At 68.2% G+C, this 13,759-nt stretch carries 8 protein-coding genes; 4 read left to right on the plus strand and 4 right to left on the minus strand.

The features are described 5' to 3' along the window. Positions 1-698 precede the first annotated feature (698 nt). Positions 699-5,303: a glutamate synthase large subunit gene (gene gltB / locus BST12_RS27085; protein WP_083116284.1), complete on the plus strand. Its 4,605-nt coding sequence runs from the start codon at positions 699-701 to the stop codon at positions 5,301-5,303. Next, a complete protein-coding gene (locus tag BST12_RS27090; protein WP_083116285.1) occupies positions 5,296-6,762 on the plus strand; it encodes a glutamate synthase subunit beta in 1,467 nt (488 codons plus the stop codon). Before gltB ends, BST12_RS27090 begins: the two co-directional genes overlap by 8 nt. A 352-nt stretch (positions 6,763-7,114) precedes the next feature. Here the strand turns inward: BST12_RS27090 and BST12_RS27095 are convergent, their stop codons facing one another. After that, positions 7,115-7,963 (minus strand): LLM class F420-dependent oxidoreductase, encoded by an 849-nt coding sequence (locus tag BST12_RS27095; protein WP_083116286.1) that lies wholly within the window; start codon positions 7,961-7,963, stop codon positions 7,115-7,117. Positions 7,964-8,013: 50 nt separating this feature from the next. On the opposite strand from BST12_RS27095, the gene BST12_RS27100 reads away from it, so the two are divergent. Continuing rightward, positions 8,014-8,460 carry a hypothetical protein gene (locus BST12_RS27100; protein WP_083116287.1) on the plus strand — a complete coding sequence of 149 codons (447 nt, stop codon included), beginning with the start codon at positions 8,014-8,016 and terminating at the stop codon, positions 8,458-8,460. After that, a complete protein-coding gene (locus tag BST12_RS27105; RefSeq protein WP_083116288.1) occupies positions 8,448-9,449 on the plus strand; it encodes a PHP domain-containing protein in 1,002 nt (333 codons plus the stop codon). The genes BST12_RS27100 and BST12_RS27105 overlap by 13 nt, the downstream gene beginning before the upstream one ends. Here BST12_RS27105 and dinB read toward each other — a convergent pair. Genes dinB through BST12_RS32330 form a run of 3 tightly spaced genes read right to left on the minus strand, consistent with a single transcriptional unit; the run spans position 9,446 to position 13,738 of the window. Next, positions 9,446-10,648 carry a DNA polymerase IV gene (dinB, locus tag BST12_RS27110; RefSeq protein WP_083116289.1) on the minus strand — a complete coding sequence of 401 codons (1,203 nt, stop codon included), beginning with the start codon at positions 10,646-10,648 and terminating at the stop codon, positions 9,446-9,448. The two genes, BST12_RS27105 and dinB, sit on opposite strands and share 4 nt — an antisense overlap. A 34-nt stretch (positions 10,649-10,682) precedes the next feature. Then, positions 10,683-11,330, minus strand: a complete 648-nt coding sequence (locus tag BST12_RS27115; RefSeq protein WP_083116290.1) for a TetR/AcrR family transcriptional regulator — start codon at positions 11,328-11,330, stop codon at positions 10,683-10,685. Positions 11,331-11,383: 53 nt separating this feature from the next. Continuing rightward, the gene (locus BST12_RS32330; RefSeq protein WP_425437423.1) at positions 11,384-13,738 is read right to left on the minus strand and encodes a PE family protein; all 2,355 of its coding nucleotides are present in this window, start codon (positions 13,736-13,738) and stop codon (positions 11,384-11,386) included. Positions 13,739-13,759: the final 21 nt, after the last annotated feature.

Consider the following 13,759-nt stretch of genomic DNA (forward strand, 5'->3'; position numbering starts at 1 on the left):
CGGGGGAAGAGGTGGCGGCGCGGGCCGGGGGGCTACGGGCCGCACCCGGTCCCGCAGGTATTCCTCGCGCTCGTTCATGGGCTCCTCAGCTGACGGGTGACCATAATCTCCGAAGGTCTCAAAAGGGCTAGGCACCAGTATCGGTCAGGTCCAACTCGATTTAGAGTTCTATTAATATTGTGCAAACTCAGGTGACCCGGCGGCCGCGGGGCTTTCGGTGCGCCCGGCGCGGTCGCATGCAGCATTCGGGCGGCAGTGCTGCCACGTCTTATCGCACGCCGTGTTGCCGGTGTGACTGGTGCACACCACGTCGGCGACGGCCGCGGCGACCGGCCGGTCGAACTCATAGCAAACCCGCTTAAGCGCATGTTGGGTGGCCTCCGGGCCGGCCGGCCAAGCGTATGCGGCGACGGCGTCGAGCACCGGTTACCGCGAATTTACGTTGCTGCCAGCCCGCAGGTTATTATTGGGAAGTTGGCATGTCAGGCGGGTTTTGTCATATCGTTTTACGACTTGTCGAGATCGGTTAAAAGGCCGCCGTTCAACGCTGCACGGACGAATCAACAACCAAACCGTCTCCGCCTGTCGAACAGCCTATCGACAGGACCGAAGGGGTCAAGCCCGCAACCTCCGGGTGCGGCCCAGTCGGAGCCGATGATGAGGCCGTTGCGGAAGTCTGGTGAAGGGTTAGGTGGGGAATGACGCCCAAGCGCGTCGGGCTGTACAACTCCGCGTATGAACACGATTCATGCGGCGTTGCCATGGTCGTCGATATGCACGGCCGGCGTAGCCGCGACATCGTGGACAAGGCGATCACCGCGCTGCTCAACCTCGAACATCGCGGCGCTCAGGGCGCCGAGCCGCGCAGCGGTGACGGCGCCGGCATCCTGATCCAGGTCCCCGACGAGTTCCTGCGCGCGGTGGTGGACTTCGAGCTGCCCGCCGCGGGCAGCTACGCCACCGGTATCGCGTTCTTGCCGCAGTCGTCCAAAGACGCCGCCGCGGCATGCGCGGCAGTGGAGAAGATCGCCGAAGCCGAAGGCCTGAAGGTGCTGGGCTGGCGCCACGTGCCCATCGACGACTCGTCGCTGGGCGCGTTGTCGCGGGACGCGATGCCCACCTTCCGCCAGGTGTTCATGGCCGGGGCCACCGGCATGGCGCTGGAGCGCCGCGCCTACGTCGTCCGCAAGCGCGCCGAACACGAACTCGGCACCAAGGGCCCGGGCCAGGATGGGCCGGGCCGGGAAACGGTGTACTTCCCGAGCCTGTCCGGCCAGACGCTCGTCTACAAGGGCATGCTGACCACCCCGCAGCTCAAGGCGTTCTACCTCGATCTGCAGGACGACCGGCTGACCAGCGCGCTGGGCATCGTGCACTCACGGTTCTCCACGAACACCTTCCCGTCGTGGCCGTTGGCCCATCCCTTCCGCCGCGTCGCCCACAACGGCGAAATCAACACCGTCACCGGTAACGAGAACTGGATGCGGGCCCGCGAGGCGCTGATCAAGACCGACGTCTTCGGCTCGGAAGACGACCCAAAAAGCCTCGAGAAGCTGTTCCCGATCTGTACCCCGGCCGCCTCCGACACTCAACGCTTCGACGAGGTGGTCGAGCTGCTGCACCTGGGCGGGCGCAGCCTGGCTCACTCGGTGCTGATGATGATCCCCGAGGCCTGGGAACGCCACGAGTCGATGGACCCGGCGCGACGGGCCTTCTATCAGTACCACGCATCGCTGATGGAGCCGTGGGACGGCCCGGCGTCGATCACCTTCACCGACGGCACCATCGTGGGCGCGGTGCTGGACCGCAACGGCCTGCGGCCATCCCGCATCTGGGTCACCGCCGATGGCCTGGTGGTGATGGCTTCCGAGGCCGGCGTGCTGGACCTGGATCCGTCGACCGTGGTGCAGCGCATGCGGTTACAGCCGGGCCGGATGTTCCTGGTGGACACCGCACAGGGCCGCATCGTCTCCGACGAGGAGATCAAGTCCGAGCTGGCCGCCGAGCACCCGTATCAGGAGTGGCTCGATAAGGGCCTGGTGCCGATCGACAAGCTGCCGGCGAACAAGTACGTTCGCATGCCGCACCACCGACTTGTCATGCGCCAGCAGACTTTCGGCTACACCTACGAGGAGCTCAACCTACTGGTGGCGCCCATGGTGCGCACCGGCGCCGAGCCGATCGGGTCGATGGGCACCGACACCCCGATCGCGGTGCTGTCGCGGCGTCCGAAGATGCTATACGACTACTTCCACCAGCTCTTCGCTCAGGTCACCAACCCGCCGCTGGACGCCATCCGCGAAGAAGTGGTGACCAGCCTGCAGGGCACCACCGGCGGTGAGCGCGACCTGCTCAACCCGGACGAGAACTCCTGTCACCAGATCATGCTGCCCCAGCCGATTTTGCGTAACTACGAGCTGGCCAAGCTGATCAACCTCAACCCCGAGGACGAGGTCAACGGGCGCCCACATGGCATGCGCTCCAAGGTGATTCGCTGTCTTTACCCGGTGGCCGAGGGTGGCGCGGGACTGGCCGCCGCACTGGACGAGGTGCGGGCTCAAGCCTCAGCGGCGATCGCCGACGGCGCCCGGATGATCATCTTGTCCGACCGCCATTCCGACGAGCAGCTGGCGCCGATACCGTCACTGCTCGCCGTCGGCGCGGTACACCACCACCTGGTGCGGGATCGCACCCGCACCCATGTGGGCCTGGTCGTCGAATCCGGCGATGCCCGCGAGGTGCACCACATGGCGATGCTGGTCGGCTGCGGCGCCGCCGCCGTCAACCCCTACCTGGCGTTCGAGTCGATCGAGGACATGCTCGATCGCGGCGTTCTGGAAGGTGTCGGCGACGGGATCGACCGCAACACCGCGTTGAAGAACTACGTGAAGGCCGCGGGCAAGGGCGTGCTGAAAGTCATGTCCAAGATGGGCATTTCGACGCTGGCGTCCTACACCGGTGCGCAGCTGTTCCAGGCCGTCGGCGTCTCCGAGGAAGTTCTCGACGAGTACTTCACCGGATTGGCCTGTCCCACCGGGGGAATCACCCTCGATGACATTGCCGCCGACGTCGCCGCTCGGCACGCGCTGGCGTATCTGGACCGGCCCGACGAGCGCGCGCACCGCGAACTCGAAGTCGGCGGCGATTACCAGTGGCGTCGCGAAGGCGAGTACCACCTGTTCAACCCCGAGACGGTGTTCAAACTCCAACACGCCACGCGCACCGGTCAATACAAGATCTTCAAGGAATACACGCGTCTGGTCGACGACCAGAGCGAGCGCATGGCGTCGCTGCGCGGGCTGCTCAAGTTCCGGGCCGGGGTACGTCCTCCGATTCCGATCGAAGAGGTCGAGCCGGCCAGCGAGATCGTCAAGCGCTTCTCGACCGGGGCGATGAGCTACGGCTCCATCTCCGCCGAAGCGCACGAGACCCTTGCCATCGCGATGAACCGGCTGGGCGGCCGGTCCAACAGCGGTGAGGGCGGCGAGGACGTCAAGCGATTCGAGCGCGACCCCAACGGTGACTGGCGCCGCAGCGCCATCAAGCAGGTCGCCTCGGCCCGGTTCGGCGTCACCTCGCACTACCTGACCAACTGCACCGACATTCAGATCAAGATGGCCCAGGGCGCCAAACCCGGTGAGGGCGGCCAGCTTCCGGGACACAAGGTGTACCCGTGGGTGGCTTCGGTGCGGCACTCCACCCCGGGCGTCGGCCTGATCTCACCGCCGCCGCACCACGACATCTACTCCATCGAGGATCTGGCGCAGCTGATCCACGACCTGAAGAACGCCAACCCGTCGGCGCGGGTGCACGTCAAGCTGGTCTCCGAGAACGGGGTGGGGACGGTCGCGGCCGGTGTTTCCAAGGCGCACGCCGACGTGGTGCTGATCTCCGGGCACGACGGCGGCACCGGCGCCACCCCGCTGACGTCGATGAAGCACGCCGGCGCTCCGTGGGAGTTGGGTCTGGCCGAAACACAGCAGACGTTGCTGCTCAACGGGTTACGCGACCGGATCGTCGTCCAGGTCGACGGTCAGCTCAAGACCGGACGTGACGTCATGATCGGCACGCTGCTGGGGGCCGAGGAGTTCGGCTTCGCCACCGCCCCGCTGGTAGTGGCCGGCTGCATCATGATGCGGGTGTGTCACCTCGACACCTGCCCGGTCGGTGTGGCCACCCAGAACCCGTTGTTGCGCGAACGATTCACCGGCAAGCCCGAATTCGTGGAGAACTTCTTCCTGTTCATCGCCGAAGAAGTCCGGGAATACATGGCGCAGTTGGGTTTCCGCACCATCAACGAAGCCGTCGGCCAGGCCGGCGCGCTGGACACCACGCTGGCACGGGCGCACTGGAAGGCGCACCGGCTGGACCTGACGCCCGTGCTGCACGAGCCCGAGTCGGCGTTCATGAACCAGGACCTGTACTGCAGTTCGCGGCAGGACCACGGGCTGGACAAGGCGCTCGACCAGCAGCTGATCGTCATGAGCCGGGAGGCGTTGGATTCCGGTAAACCAGTGCGTTTCTCGACGACCATCAGCAACGTCAACCGCACGGTCGGCACCATGCTCGGCCATGAGGTGACCAAAGCCTATGGCGGTCAAGGGCTTCCGGACGGAACCATCGACATCACCTTCGACGGTTCGGCGGGCAACAGCTTCGGCGCCTTTGTGCCCAAGGGCATTACGTTGCGGATCTACGGTGACGCCAACGACTACGTGGGCAAGGGGCTGTCGGGCGGCCGGATCGTGGTGCGCCCGTCGGACAACGCGCCCCAGGACTACGTGGCCGAGGACAACATCATCGGCGGCAACGTGATTCTGTTCGGCGCCACCAGCGGAGAGGCTTTCCTGCGCGGCGTGGTCGGCGAGCGGTTCGCGGTCCGCAACTCCGGTGCACACGCCGTCGTCGAGGGTGTGGGCGACCACGGCTGCGAATACATGACCGGCGGCCGGGTGGTCATCCTGGGCCGGACCGGACGTAACTTCGCCGCAGGCATGTCGGGTGGCGTCGCCTATGTCTACGACCCCGACGGCGAGCTGCCCAACAACCTGAACATCGAGATGGTCGAGGCGGAAGCCCTCGACGAGGAGGATGTGGATTTCTTGCACGGCATCATTGCGGCACACGTCGATGCCACCGATTCCGCTGTGGGACAGCGGATCCTGGCAGATTGGTCCGGACAGAAACGGCACTTCGTCAAGGTGATGCCGCGCGACTACAAGCGGGTATTGCAGGCGATCGCGGAAGCCGAACGCGACGGCGTCGATGTCGACAAGGCGATCATGGCGGCCGCACATGGCTGATCCGAGCGGCTTCCTGAAATACACGCATCGGGAACTGCCGAAGCGCCGGCCTGTCCCGCTGCGGCTGCGGGACTGGAATGAGGTCTACGAGGATTTCGACGAAGAGACCCTGCGCCATCAGGCCACCCGTTGCATGGACTGCGGTATTCCCTTCTGCCACAACGGGTGTCCGCTGGGCAACCTGATCCCGGAATGGAACGACCTGGTGCGCCGGGGCCGTTTCCGCGACGCGATCGAACGGCTGCATGCCACCAACAACTTCCCGGACTTCACCGGCCGGCTGTGTCCGGCCCCGTGTGAGCCGGCGTGTGTGCTCGGCATCAACCAGGATCCGGTGACCATCAAACAGATCGAGCTGGAAATCATCGACCGGGCGTTCGACGAAGGCTGGGTCGAGCCGGTCCGGCCGCACTGCGAGACGGGGAAGACCGTCGCGGTGGTGGGATCGGGCCCGGCGGGTCTGGCCGCCGCTCAGCAGCTGACTCGCGCGGGGCACAAAGTCACCGTCTTCGAGCGCGACGACCGCATCGGCGGTCTGCTGCGCTACGGCATTCCCGAGTTCAAGATGGAAAAGCGCATCCTGGACCGCCGTCTGGAGCAGATGCGTGCCGAAGGCACCGAATTCCGGGCCGGCGTCAACGTGGGCGTCGACCTCACCGTCGAGCAGCTACGGGCGGACTTCGACGCGGTGGTATTGGCCGGCGGTGCCACCGCCGCGCGCGACCTCCCCATCCCCGGCCGGGATCTGGACGGCATCCATCAGGCGATGGAGTACCTGCCCTGGGGCAACCGGGTTCAGGAGGGTGACGACGTCCTTGGACCCGACGGAGAGCCGCCGATCACCGCCAAGGGCAAGAAGGTCATCATCATCGGCGGCGGCGACACCGGCGCCGACTGCCTGGGGACCGCGCACCGCCAGGGCGCGGCCAACATCCACCAGTTCGAGATCATGCCGCGCCCGCCGGAGACCCGTGCCGAATCGACACCGTGGCCGATGTACCCGCTGATGTACCGGGTTTCCTCGGCGCACGAGGAAGGCGGCGAGCGGGTGTTCTCGGTCAACACCGAGGAGTTCGTCGGCGCCGACGGCCGCGTCACCGCACTCAAGGCGCACGAAGTGACCATGCGGGACGGCAAGTTCGTCAAGGTCGAGGACTCGGATTTCGAGCTGGAGGCCGACCTGGTTCTGCTGGCAATGGGGTTTGTCGGCCCGGAGCAGCCGGGCCTGCTCACCGATCTCGGGGTCAAGCTGACCGACCGCGGAAACGTGGCCCGCAACGACGACTTCGAGACCTCGGTCCCGGGCGTGTTCGTTGCCGGTGACATGGGTCGCGGCCAGTCGCTGATCGTCTGGGCGATTGCCGAGGGTAGGGCCGCGGCGGCCGGTGTGGACCGGCATTTGATGGGCGCGAGCGCGCTTCCGGCGCCGATCAAGCCCACCGCAGCACCCATACACTAGTCACATCAGTAACACCAGAAACATTTGATAAATTGCTCGGCGCGCCGTCGACCGTTTGCCAGAACCGGGGTGTCTAATAGCTCCTTGTGGGCTGGATCACATAGACCGCATATGTGCAAGCCCGGATGAGTTGTCGGATCGCAGGAGTGCCACTGTGCATAGCAACCCAGTACCCCGGTCACGCATGGGGCGAATCGCCTGGTCATGGTTTCGCCACCCGGTGAAAAGCCACGAGTTTCCCGCCAAACACGAGCGTCTGGTTACCGCCGAAGAGCTGCTGCGCTTCGCAGTGTAGGAGTGCGGGCCCGCGTCTCCGCGGGCCCGCGATAGTTTGCTCGCCTTGATCGATGTGTTATCTGCAGAGACCGGAATCCCGGATCTTCTCCGCCAGCGGCTCTAGGACGGCCGGATCGTGCGGCGGCGTGATGTAGACGATTCCGAGGTCCAGACCTTCGGCGGCCAGCGCGGCCGCGCTGTCGATCACCTTCGAATAGTCGCGGTCCGGCTCCAAGCGCAAGTGGGCTGACAGCGTGATTTCCTTCGGATCGCGACCGATGTCGGCGCAATGCGACGCCAGCACATCGCGCTTGCGCGCGAACTCCTGCGGCGGACCACCGACGAAGTTCCAGTGCTGGGCATAGCGCGCGGTGATCCGTAGCGTGCGCTTCTCCCCGCTGCCGCCGATGCAGATCGGCGGGTGTGGGCGCTGCGGCCCCTTCGGTTCGTTGCGAGCGCCCTTGAGCTGGTAGTACTTGCCGTCGAAGTCGGTGGTGTCCTGGCTGAGCAGGCCGGTCAACACCTGACAGGCTTCCTCGAACCGATCGAACCGTTCCTTGATGGTGCCCAGCTCGATTCCATAGGCGCCGGATTCCTCTTCGTTCCAACCGGCGCCGATACCCAGCTCGAGCCGGCCGCCCGAGATGATGTCGAGTGCGGCTGCCATGTTGGCCAGCACGGCGGGATGACGGTAGTGAATGCCGGTCACCATGGTGCCCAGCCGAAGCCGCGTGGTGGCCTGGGCCAATGCGGTGAGTGTCGTCCAGCCCTCCAGGCAGGGGCCGCTGGAGTCGCTGAAAATCGGATAGAAGTGATCGAACGTCCACCCCGACTCGTAGACGTCGATGGCGTCGGCGGTCTGCCAGACGGCAAGCATGTCGGCCCAGGTGGTTTCTTGTGGTGAGGTCTTGAACGCGAATCGCATTAGTCCGACCGTAGTCGTAGTTTGTGAAGCGCAACTAAACTCGGGTGACAATGAACTTCGCCCTCCATATCGACCGAATCGACATTTCACTGACCCTGGCGGCGGCCGGCCTGATCTTTCTGCTGGCGCTTGTTCTGGGCGTGTGGAAGTACCGGCAGATCATGGTGTCCGACGACCACCGCGCGCACCCCTATGTGGACATCGCCCATCGGGCGGCGCTGCTCTACTCGTTCGCCACGCTGCTGATCGCGGTCTTCGTCGCATTCAGCGCCTGGCCGGTATGGGTGAACCTCACCGCCGCCGCGGTAGTGGTGTTCTTCTTCGTCGCGGCCATCGGAAGTTACATCGCCCACGGCGCTCGCAGGGACACCGAAAACCAGTTCAACCCTCCGGCGCGGGGGACAGGAACGGCGATGGCTCTGCTCATTCTCGGCGAAATAGGCGGATTCGCAGTGATTTTCGCAGGATTCATCGCGGGGCAGCTGTGGACCCGGTAATCGCCCTGCGGCAGATCGCTTACTACAAAGACCGTAGCCGCCACGACCCTCGCCGCGTCATGGCTTATCGCAACGCCGCCGACATCATCGAGAAGCTGGACGACGCGCAGCGGGAACGGCACGGCCAGGCCAACAGCTGGCAATCGTTGCCAGGCATCGGTCCCAAGACGGCGAAGGTCATCGACCAGGCGTGGTCCGGCCGCGAACCGGATCTCCTGGTCGAATTGCGCGCTGCGGCAACGGATCTCGGCGGCGGCGATATCCGGTCCGCGCTGCGCGGCGATCTGCACCTGCACTCCAACTGGTCGGACGGTTCGGCACCGATCGACGAGATGATGGCCACCGCCGCCGCACTGGGGCATGAGTACTGCGCACTTACCGATCATTCGCCGCGGTTGACGATCGCTAACGGGCTGTCGCCGGACCGGCTGCGCAAGCAGCTCGACGTAATCGAAGGGCTGCGTGAGCAATTCGCGCCACTGCGCATCCTCACCGGGATCGAGGTCGACATTCTCGACGACGGCAGCCTGGACCAGGAACCCGAGCTGCTCGAGCGGCTGGACATCGTGGTGGCCAGCGTGCACTCCAAGCTCGCCATGGATTCCGCGGCAATGACGCGGCGCATGGTGAATGCTGTCGCCAACCCGCACACCGATGTGCTGGGTCACTGCACCGGCCGGCTGGTCTCCGGCAACCGGGGCATCCGGCCGGAATCGGCATTCGATGCCGAGGCGGTGTTCACCGCATGCCGCGACCACGGCACCGCCGTGGAGATCAACTCCCGTCCAGAGCGACGGGATCCGCCGAGCCGTCTGCTGGACCTCGCGCGCGACATCGGCTGCGTATTCAGCATCGACACCGATGCGCACGCGCCCGGACAGCTGGACTTCCTGGGCTACGGTGCGCAGCGTGCGCTCGACGCCGAAGTCCCGGCGGAGCGCATCATCAACACCTGGCCGGCCGATCGGCTGCTGGCGTGGGCGCACTAGTCGGGTAGGTGGGGCATCTCCAGCCCCGGATCACGCCCGACCAGTACCGCGCGTGTCACCGCGGATTTGCCGTAGCGCCGGCGGATCTGGTCGACCGCGGCGTCGATGGAATCGGGCGTCTCGCCGGGCAATGGCAGCATCAGCTGCTGGGACCCGCTGCGGTCGATGCCCGACACGGCGAACCCGACCAGCGTGAGGCCGCGTGCGGCGACCACCGGCCTAGCGGCGCTGACCAGCTGTCGGGCCGCGGCCAGGATGGGCTGGGTCGCCGACGTGGCCCATGGCAGCGTGTGGGAACGCGTCGCGCGGGTGAAGTCGTCGAACCTCAGCCGCAGCACCACGGTTCGCCCGGTGCGTCCGGCGGCGCGCATCCGGCCGGTGATGCGGTCGATCAAGGTGACGACGACGGCATCGATCTCGGCGGGCGACATGGTGTTGCCCGCGCGGCCGAGCGCGCGCTGGGCGCCCAGCGAGCGCCGGCGCACGCTGGTGGTGACCCGGCGCCGGTCGATATTGCGCGACAGCGCATACAGCTGGCGGGCCATGGCGCCGCCGACCATGGAGGCCAGCGTCGACTCACCGAGCTCGGCGACTTCGGCGACGGTGGTGATGCCGTGGACGTGCAGCTTTTCGGCCGTCTTGGCGCCCACGCCCCACAGCCGGCGCACCGGTAACGGATGCAGGAATGCCAGCTCTTGATCCGGCGGTACCAATAGCAGGCCGTCGGGCTTGGCCTCCTGGCTGGCCACCTTCGCGAGGAACTTCGTGCGGGCGATTCCGACGGTGATGGGCAGGCCCACCTGGTCGCGCACGTCGGCTCGGAGCCGGGCGCCGATCTCGACCGGGGTGCCCGACACCCGTCGCAGACCGCCGACGTCAAGAAACGCCTCGTCCACCGAAAGCGGCTCGACCAGCGGCGTGCAGTGGCGAAACACCTCGAACACCGCGTCGCTGGCCTGCTGATAGGCGGACATGCGCGGCCGCACCACCACGGCGTGCGGGCAAAGCCGACGCGCCTGTCCACCGCCCATCGCGGTACGCACGCCGTAGGCCTTGGCTTCGTAGCTGGCGGCCAGCACGACTCCGCCGCCGACGATCACCGGGCGGCCCTGCAACGCCGGGTCGTCCCGCTGTTCGACGGAGGCGTAGAACGAGTCCAGATCCGCGTGCAGGATGGACGCCTCACACCGCACGAACATATGTTCGCACGCCGGGGTGACAAGCCGTGGAAACCTATCGGACCTCGCCGTAGATGCTGTTGACCCAGACATGTACCAGTGCGTCGAGCACTTCGCCCTCGGGAACCGAAGGTTGTTCACCGGCGAACGACGCGAACAACGACCGCTCATTCATCAGGTTGAGGACGGTGGCCAGCTCATGGCTGGGCAGGGTGTGGGGGGCGGCACCCCGGCCGCGTTCGGCGTCGATCTCCGCAGCGGAGAAGTCGATCCACTTTTGCATGAACGTCGACCACAGTTCCCGCAGCTCACCGCTGGTGTCCCGGGCGGCCATGCTGGCGCGGGTCACCGCCTTGTGGGACCCGAACGCCTCGAAGAAGACGCTGATTCCGGTGCGCCACATGTTCTCGCGGTCGGCATCGCTGTTTTCGGCCAGAGCCTGCAGCGCAGAGTCGGCTTCGTTGACCACCCTGTCGAGCAGCGCCAGCAGCACCGCATCCTTCGACGGGAAATAGAAGTAGAACGTGGGCCGCGAGATGCCGGCACCCTTGGCCAGGTCGTCGACCGAGATGTCGGCCAGCGGACGATCGGCCAGCAGCTCCTCGGCGGTGGCCAGGATTGCCAGCTCACGCTCGTCACCGGACGGGCGTGCGCTACGCCGGCCACCCCTGACCGGGGCTCTGCTGGCAGGGGAAATGGCCACGACGGCAGGTTACACCGTGTCGAGAATCTCGACATCTTGTCGAGGACTGGCCGCTAGGAGAGTCCGTTGCGTCCGTCGGCACCGAGCAGCGAACCACCGGATCCCGCTGGGCCCGCGGGCCCGGAGCCGAGCCCGCCGGTACCGGCGTTGCCGCCGTTGCCGCCATCTTCAATCAGGACAGCATTGCCGCCGGCACCACCATCACCGCCCTTGCCCGTCCCGTCGGGGCTGCCCACCCCGCCGGGGCCGCCATTGCCGCCATCGCCGATCTGCCCGGCCTTGCCGCCGGCACCGCCCTTGCCGCCGCTATCGATGCCGAAGCCGCCGGCACCGCCGTCGCCTCCGTCGCCCGAGAGCATGCCCGCATGGCCGCCGGCGCCGCCGGCGCCGCCGGCCTTGCCGCTGGACCCGCCGGCGCCGCCAGCGCCGCCGGCGCCGTAGTAAGTGCCGCCATGGCCGCCGCTGCCACCGGCTCCGCCTTGACTGGTGCTGAACCCGCCGGTGCCGCCGCTGCCGCCCGCGCCGAACAGCCCACCGGCCCCGCCGGCACCGCCGGCGCCGGCGGCCGTCCCGCTGCTGCCTCCGGTGCCGCCGGCGCCGCCGCTGGCGCCGAAGAATCCGGCGGCCCCACCGGCTCCGCCGACACCGCCGAGTGTGGGTCCGCGCCCGCCGGCCCCACCGGTGCCGCCCGAGCCGAACAAGCCGCCTGCGCCGCCCGCACCGCCTGCCGCGCCCTTACTGAAGAACCCGAATCCACCGCTGCCGCCCGCGCCACCGGCACTGAACACTCCGCCGGCCCCGCCGATGCCACCCGCGCCGCCGTTGACGCCGCCCTGACCGCCGTCGCCACCAATGCCGGCGAGGCTGAACAACCCACCGACTCCGCCTGCGCCTCCGGCGCCCCCGGTCCCGTTGCCGTACGCACCGGCACCGCCGCCGCCGGCGGCTCCGAACATCCCGGCGGCTCCGCCGTGGCCACCAACGCCGCCGGTGTTGCCGTAGCCGCCGTGGCCGCCGGTGCCGCCATGGTTGCCGAACAGTCCGGCGCTGCCGGCGTCTCCGCCGGCTCCGCCGATGCCTTTTGCGAAGTTGAGGCTGACCCCGCCGATCCCGCCGCTGCCGCCGTCGCCGAACAATCCGCCGGCTCCGCCGGCGCCGCCGGCCCCGGCTGCGACGGTCGCCGTGGCGCCGGCCGCCCCGCCGCCGCCTCCGGTGCCGCCGGTGCCGAATAACAGGCCGCCACGACCCCCGGCGCCACCTGCGCCGCCGGCTCCGGCGGTAAGGCCGGTCGATTCCCCGCCGGCACCGCCGGCGCCGCCGTTACCGAACAGCCCACCGGCCCCGCCGGCACCACCGGGTTGGCCGACGGTGCCGGGCGCACCGGACCCGCCCGCACCGCCGTTGCCGAACAACCATCCGCCCGGGGTGCCGTCGTGTCCGGTTCCCGCGGCGCCGTTGCTGCCGTTGCCGATCAGCGGGCGTCCGGTGAGGGCTTGGGTAGGCCCGTTGACCGCGTCGAAGACCCCTTGCAGTGGTCCGCCGGATCCTGCGGCGCCGACGGTGCCGTCGGTTGCGCCCGTTCCAGGGTTACCGGCATTCCCGCCGGTGCCGAGCAGCACGCCGTTGCCGCCGTTGCCGCCGTTGCCCCCTTGGCCGCCAACGCCGGTGATGCCCTGGCCGCCGGCACCGCCGCTACCGGAGTCGCCGACAAACCCGGCCTTGCCGCCGCCCCCACCGTCGCCGCCGACCTTGCCGAAGCCGCCGGCGCCGCCGGCGCCACCCGAGCCGCCGAGCAGGCCGCCGTTGCCGCCCGTACCGCCGGCGCCGCCCGTGGCGGCGAAGCTGACACCGCCCGCGCCTCCGGCACCGCCGGAGCCGAATACGATGCCGCCGTTGCCGCCATTGCCGCCGCTGCCCGCCTTATCGCTGGAGACGAGCGAGGTGAGGTTCGTTCCGCCGGTTCCGCCGTTGCCCCCGGAACCGAACAGTCCGCCGTTGCCGCCGTTGCCGCCTGCCCCGCCGGCAGAGAGGATGCCGCTGTTGCCGCCGTTGCCGCCCGCGCCGCCGGTGGCACCGAAGTAACCGGCGGCTCCGCCGGCACCGCCGACGCCGCCGAGTGTGGTGCTGTACCCGCCGTCGCCGCCCGACCCGCCCGAGCCGAACAGGCCGCCGGCGCCGCCTGCTCCACCGGCGCCTCCCTGGACGGCGCCAGCCGCGCCCGCTCCACCGGCCCCGCCCGCGCTGAACAATCCACCTGCACCACCGGCGCCACCCGCACCGCCCACACCGGCGGCGCCGTTGGCGACGCCACCGTCGCCGCCGCTACCACCGGGGGTGAACAAGCCGCCTGCCCCGCCCGCGCCACCGGCGCCGCCAACGCCCGAGCCGCCGTTGGCGAGGCCGCCCAAACCGCCATCGCCGGCGGGGCG

The sequence above is a fragment of the Mycobacterium angelicum genome, from assembly GCF_002086155.1.
Classification (GTDB): domain Bacteria; phylum Actinomycetota; class Actinomycetes; order Mycobacteriales; family Mycobacteriaceae; genus Mycobacterium; species Mycobacterium angelicum.